Source organism: Aerococcus sp. L_32, from assembly GCF_050689315.1.
This window is the reverse complement of the sequence record NZ_JBOEQF010000434.1, coordinates 1-1,612: the sequence shown is the minus strand read 5'-3', so window position 1 is coordinate 1,612 and position 1,612 is coordinate 1. Positions and strand designations below refer to the sequence as shown.

The 1,612-nt window shown below is 41.1% G+C and carries 2 protein-coding genes; both read left to right on the top strand.

The genetic code is table 11. The features are described 5' to 3' along the window. The first annotated feature begins 241 nt into the window (after positions 1–241). The gene (locus ACRCJ0_RS13690; protein WP_418148434.1) at positions 242–1,309 is read left to right on the top strand and encodes a helix-turn-helix domain-containing protein; all 1,068 of its coding nucleotides are present in this window, start codon (positions 242–244) and stop codon (positions 1,307–1,309) included. Then, positions 1,290–1,612, top strand: a 323-nt coding sequence (locus ACRCJ0_RS13685; RefSeq protein WP_431390781.1) for a DEAD/DEAH box helicase, incomplete at its 3' end; no start/stop codon positions are given. The genes ACRCJ0_RS13690 and ACRCJ0_RS13685, both read left to right, overlap by 20 nt.

The window sequence follows — 1,612 nt, the reverse complement described above, 5'->3', positions numbered from 1 at the left end:
GATGTAGGTAACATGCAAACATATATCCTTGCGGGTATCATCCCATTCAACTTGTTCAAAGGGGTATTGGTTTCCCTTCTAGCACATTTCGTCCTAGTTCAAACCCTACCAACCCTAGTCAATCGATTCGGTACGCGCGAATATTCACACCATTAAAAGTGAAGCATTGTTAATTTTCTGGTATGATAGACCCAGAGAATCATGTCGGGAAAAAAATAGTAGGAACGTTGGAGGGATAGGATTGGATACTTTATTAATGGCGATTGCTTTTAAAGTCCAAGCCCTACCCCCGAATTCCGTATATCAAGTGTTGATTGGCAAGCGAACAGCCACAACACTTTTTTTTGCATTTTCAAACAATTTAACTGCCTATTTCGGTCTTTATCCAAAACTTGCAAAAGACGCATGGATGTCCTATACCCAAAATGTAGCTGAATATATCTCGGTGGAAGCTATCTTCCGCCAAAACGATCAAATCAATTATATGCATTTGTTAGTTGATGACATCATTCAAAAACGAAACGGTCTGATTATCCCAAGTCACCACCACAAGCACCACTTAGCCTTCAAATTATTGCTGCAAGTCCTATCCAATATTCAGGCCGAAAACCCGCACTATAGCCCAATCGTCCAGGATTTAGAAGTTCAACAGCTGATCAAAGATTTTATTTCAATGGGCAAAAGTGCAGACGCGCCCCAAGCTGGCTTACAGGCCATAACCAAAAGCCTTCACCAGCAACTCGCTAAGGAACTATCTGCCTTCCCAGACCAGGCAGCCCTCATTTTCTTAGAACAGTTTGAAGGCGCCAAATTACCGGCACAAACCCTTGAACAAGTAGCAGAAAATCATCAGATTTCGAAGCGGGCAGTTGTCATTACCCAACAGGCCTTGATGGATCAAATCTATCAAAATTGGGTAAGTGGTCATACTTTAGGGGCAGAAACACAATGGCTGCAAATTTTTGCCCAAGGGGTTTTTAACCAATTCCCAATTTGGAATCAAACCACGCAAGATACTTTAAATTTAATCAACCAAGGTTGGTCACTTCAAAAAATTGCTGATAGAAGACGGTTAAAATTATCTACCATAACAGAACACATCATAGAAATTACCTTGAGTTTTCCTTGGATAATTCAACCAATTGTGGTTGAAGAACTTAATTTGAAAGACATTTCACCCCTTGTAAGCCAAGAGCCAGATGAGAATTACGAATCCTTTAAAGCGAGATTCGGCGAGAAAGATTATTGGTTATATCGGTATTGGCATATCGTCTACCAGAAAGGAGCCCATGATGACAGATTGGCATAAACGCCTGGAAGAAGTGACAGGTTACCAAACATTTAAACCCGGGCAATTGGCGAGTTTAGAGGCTTTAGACCGACAGGAAAACGTGGTGGCCATTTTACCAACTGGTGGAGGTAAATCTTTAATATACCAAATCAACCAATATAATGAATCTGGTGTAACATTGATTATTTCGCCCTTGATTTCCCTGATGCAAGACCAAGTCAGTCAATTACAACGGATGGGATTAGGACGGGGCATTGCCTTAAATTCTACCTATGACCGCGGGGAACAAGCTTATATTTTAAGCCACCTATCTGACTATCA